This window comes from uncultured Candidatus Puniceispirillum sp., from assembly GCF_963979125.1.
Classification (GTDB): Bacteria; Pseudomonadota; Alphaproteobacteria; order Puniceispirillales; family Puniceispirillaceae; genus Puniceispirillum.
Genome location: NZ_CAXBVX010000133.1, coordinates 1 through 4,454, shown reverse-complemented (window position 1 = coordinate 4,454; position 4,454 = coordinate 1). Strand labels below are relative to the sequence as shown.

At 47.3% G+C, this 4,454-nt stretch carries 5 protein-coding genes; 2 read left to right on the top strand and 3 right to left on the bottom strand.

Annotated features, from left to right (window positions below):
* Nucleotides 1–103: 103 nt before the first annotated feature.
* Nucleotides 104–1,090 (bottom strand): ABC transporter permease, encoded by a 987-nt coding sequence (locus tag ABNT28_RS10190; RefSeq protein WP_332925218.1) that lies wholly within the window; start codon nucleotides 1,088–1,090, stop codon nucleotides 104–106.
* Between the two features lie 54 nt (nucleotides 1,091–1,144).
* Nucleotides 1,145–2,728 carry an ABC transporter substrate-binding protein gene (locus ABNT28_RS10185; protein WP_348721519.1) on the bottom strand — a complete coding sequence of 528 codons (1,584 nt, stop codon included), beginning with the start codon at nucleotides 2,726–2,728 and terminating at the stop codon, nucleotides 1,145–1,147.
* A gap of 209 nt (nucleotides 2,729–2,937) precedes the next feature.
* On the opposite strand from ABNT28_RS10185, the gene ABNT28_RS10180 reads away from it, so the two are divergent.
* On the top strand, nucleotides 2,938–3,480 hold the full coding sequence (locus ABNT28_RS10180) for a 2OG-Fe(II) oxygenase (protein ID WP_332924375.1): 543 nt from the start codon (nucleotides 2,938–2,940) through the stop codon (nucleotides 3,478–3,480).
* A 6-nt stretch (nucleotides 3,481–3,486) separates the two neighbouring features.
* Here the strand turns inward: ABNT28_RS10180 and ABNT28_RS10175 are convergent, their stop codons facing one another.
* Nucleotides 3,487–3,885, bottom strand: coding sequence for a phosphate-starvation-inducible PsiE family protein (locus ABNT28_RS10175; RefSeq protein WP_332924374.1), 399 nt, complete (start codon nucleotides 3,883–3,885; stop codon nucleotides 3,487–3,489).
* Between the two features lie 246 nt (nucleotides 3,886–4,131).
* On the opposite strand from ABNT28_RS10175, the gene ABNT28_RS10170 reads away from it, so the two are divergent.
* On the top strand, nucleotides 4,132–4,454 hold a 323-nt coding region (locus ABNT28_RS10170), incomplete at its 3' end, for an acyltransferase family protein (RefSeq protein WP_332924373.1).

The following is a 4,454-nucleotide window of genomic DNA, read 5'->3' as shown; positions in this document are numbered from 1 at the left end:
GCGACAGTGACCGACGCTATAATTGTTACTGGCGCACGGCAGAAATCAAAGAAAAAGTCGCTATCCAGAAACCGCGACAGACGCGACCTTTTACCCGTTTTGCTCATGACCCGCCTCCATTTAGCGGATCTTGTTTAATGCGCGGATCAATCAGGAAATACAGCATATCAACGATGAAATTGATAATCACAAACAAGGTGCCAACAAGTAGCAAATAGGCAGACATAACAGGCACATCAACAAAATAGACCGCATTGATAAACATTAAGCCAACACCTGGCCATTGAAAGACCGTTTCGGTGATGATGGCAAAGGCGACAATCGAGCCGATCTGCAATCCCGCTACCGTCGTCACCGGAACCAGCGTGTTTTTGAGCGCATGACGGAACAGTATCATTTTTTCGGTCAGACCCCGCGCCCGTGCGAATTTGATAAAATCCTGGCGCAAAACTTCGAGCATTTCCGAACGAACCAGCCGCATTATCAGCGTCATCTGATACAGCCCTAATGTCACCGCCGGCAAAATGATTGATTTGAGGCCTGATATACTTAGAAGTCCGGTTTCCCAGACACCAACCATAACGGTATCACCACGCCCAAATGAGGGTAGCCAGCCAAGCTCGACAGCGAATAGCCAGATCAATAATACCCCGATTAGAAAGGTCGGTAATGACACGCCAACAAGCGAGGCCGTCATAATGAAATGCGCCGAAAAACCCTGTCGTCGAACGGCGGTATAAACGCCCAGAATGACGCCAAAAAACAAAGCAAAAAAGGCAGATACAAAGGCCAGTTCCAATGTCGCTGGCAACCGTTCGGCAATCAGCGTCGAAACAGGTTCAGCTGTACGATAGGAAATGCCGAATTCACCCCGCACCGCATTCCAGACAAAACGTCCATATTGGACGATCACCGGATCATCTAATCCCATGCGGTCAATAAGCGCGTTGCGGTCACTAACCGTAGCTTCCTGACCAAGGATATTATCAACAGGATCGCCAACAAATCGAAAAATACAGAACGAAATCAGCGCTACAAGCAATAGCACAAAAATGGCCTGATAAAGTCGGCGGAGAAGGATGATCAACATGACAGGAACCAGTCATTAAAAAGGAGGCGGAAAGCCCGCCTCCTTAAAACATTCTTAGTTAAAAGACAGATATTTGAAATGCGGCTGATCTTCTGGCTGCACATCAAATTTGATGCCGTCTTTCATGCCCCAGTTCAACACCTGATTATGGATTGGAAGATATAGCTGGTCTTCTTGAACCTGTGCCCAAATTTTGCCAATGGTGGCATCACGTACAGCAAGATCAGTTTCTGATTCCAAGCTGACAATCATGTCATTCACGGCGGCATTATCATAGCCAGTGTTATTCCATGACCCACGATTCTCGGTGGTGGCGTGAACAAGGAAGTTGAAAATGTAATGCGAGTCAAATGTTGGCACGCCCCATCCCAGCATATAGAACTCAGTTGTCTTGTTCTTAATCAGCGGGAAATGTTGTGCTTTTGGCTTGGCGTCAAGATTAACCTTGATACCGATCTGGCCAAACATGCCAACCGCGGCCAGACAAATCGCCTCGTCATTGATATAGCGATCATTCGGACAATTCAATGTGACCGAAAATCCATCCGCATAACCAGCATCAGCCAATAACTTTTTCGCCGCGGCAACATCATGTGCCGGGATTTTGTCAAGGGCGGCTGTCCAGCCATTTACGAAAGGCGGCATGATAACATTTGTCGGTGATGACTGTTCGCGCATCACGACTTTCTTGATCGCATCACGATTGATGGCGATGTTCATGGCGCGGCGCACACGCACATCGGCAAATGGGTTCTTGCCGTCAACATTATCTGTTTTCAGATCATCAAGCCCGCTATTCATGCCAAAAAAGATCACGCGGTTCTGCGCCGCTGTAACAACCTTCAGACCTGACTGGCTGCCAACGCGCTTGAGATCCTGTACGGGTACGTCCTGAATGAAATCGACTTCACCTGACAGCAATGCAGCAACACGGGTCGCGGCTGACTGAATAGGCGTATAGACAATCTCGCTAACCTCTAGCGGGAATGTACCTTTACCCCAATAAGCAGGATTGGCTTTCAGTACGGTTTTCTGATCAGGCGTCCGGCTTGCTAGAACAAACGCGCCAGTACCGTTGGTATTCTGTGACGCAAATGTTGTTTCGCCACCAGCAACATCCTGCGGGGCAGACGCACCATTGGATTCGGTCCATCCGCTATCCATCATGAACAGATTGGTCAGATTATTGATCAACAACGGGTTTGGTCCGTTGGTTTCCATATCGATTGTATGATCGTCCACCTTGCGGATATCCTTGACACTGGTCAGCAATTCTTTCATTGCCGAAGTCGGCATCATCGCACGCTTAAAGCTGTAAACAGCATCATCAGCGGTGAAATCAGCCCCATCGTGGAATTTTACCCCCTTGCGCAGGGTAAAACGCCAGACATTAGGGTTGTCGGCCAGCGCTGTCCAAGACGTTGCAAGTCCCGGTGTGATCTGGCCTGCCATATCACGCTGCAAAAGCGGTTCATAAATCTGGTGCGCAAGTGTGTGGGTCGGCCCCTCATTCTGGGCATGCGGATCAAGCGTAAGCGAGTCACCAGACCGCGCCCAGCGAAGCGTTTGTGCGTTTGCGGCCGAAATCGCCATGCCGGTGATGGCGGCGACAACGATGCCTGTTTTTAGAAATTTCATTCTTCTCTCCCAAAGTCTTTGATGCAAATATTACACATTACTTTTGCGCCTTGGCTGACGCTTTACAAGATTTTTATTAGGAAAAGTTTAATTTGTTTCACCACTTAGATAAAACCGCACATATTATACACAAATCATGCACCCCCATGGCATGGACAATAGTTTGAAAATACTTTGAAAAATAAAAACTGTTAAAAGTGACATTATCAATGCGTGAACTCTATCAGCTTTGGCCAGCGGCGCTGACCCACGAACAGATCGATACCATCACCGCTGCCGCCCTTGACCAGCCCGCCCACGACGCAACCATCTTTTCGTCCGCCGAAACCTTGCAAGGCATCCGTAGCAGTACAATCCGCTGGGTGCCAGATGAATGGATAAAAGATGTGCTCTGGGACTATATCCAGCAAGCCAATAGCAAAGCCTTTCACATTGATGTGCAGAATGATGCCGAAATACAATTCACCGAATATCATGCCACGCAGGCTGGTCACTATGACTGGCATCATGATGTAAATTGGAACGGGTCAACCGCATCTGACAGGAAACTGTCTGTTACGGTTCAGCTTAGTGACCCGTCAGAATATGAAGGTGGCAATTTTGAGTTTGATGAGCTCAAGACCAATGCTGATTTCTCGTCACGGGGGTCTGTGCTGATCTTTCCCTCTTATCTTCGACATCGGGTTAGCCCTGTCACCAAGGGGACAAGGCGGTCGCTTGTGGCATGGTTCACTGGGCCACGATGGACATAAGCGCACCTAGTCATTATCCGCATCATTCTGGTATCGATATTGGTTAGCTGGTCGATAACGCACAACCAGACAACCAAGCGCAATAATCAAAATCGCGCCAGCTTCAAAAACCAGCGTGATAGGTTCCATTTCCTTGCCCTGAAGGATAATCAGACGCGCAATCGCCGTCATGGCAATGAAAAGCGGCAATGTTATTGGAATACGGTTGCTGGCAAAAAATATCCCGATCATCCCCAGCACCTCGGTATAGATAAACAGTAATAGCAGATCGGCAAGATTAACTTTGCCTGCTTCATAGACGATGATTATTTCCTGAAATGTGGCAACAACTGTTAGAATCGCAATTAATGTCAAAAGACCCTTTTCAATGAACTTGATTCCGATTGATATATTCTTTTCAAACATTGGCACCACCTTTGAAATTGATCTTGTTTTCGGTCAAATTGCTAAAGCAAAGTCGATCTCTATGGTTGATGACTGTAGAGCCAAGGTCAAGCCTCACTTTAAAAGCAAATCTATAAGTGATGATCGATTAAGTCTCGCCCAGATCATGCGGGCGTTACCGATACCATAACCCTTGCGCGAGAATAGCCACTTGCCTTACTGTTAAGGCGCTTTGAGAGAGTTTTATTTTATGTTTGGGGATAGTTCATGACAAACGAGACAAAACGCTATCATGGGCTTGATCTATTACGCGCGGTGGCGATGCTTTTGGGGATCGTTTTTCACGCGCCTATTATCTATTACATTCCCGAAATGGCTGACGGATTCAGGGAATTTGGCATTTCGACCGATATGATTCCCGAGATGGAATTATGGCTGCAAATTCTGACACAATGGACGCATAACTGGCGGATGCCAGTATTTTTCATGATCTCGGGCTTCTTTGCAATGATGATATTTGAACGCAAAGGCTTTGGTTATCTGCTCAAAGACCGATTTGTGCGCCTTGGATTAACGATGATTATATTTGC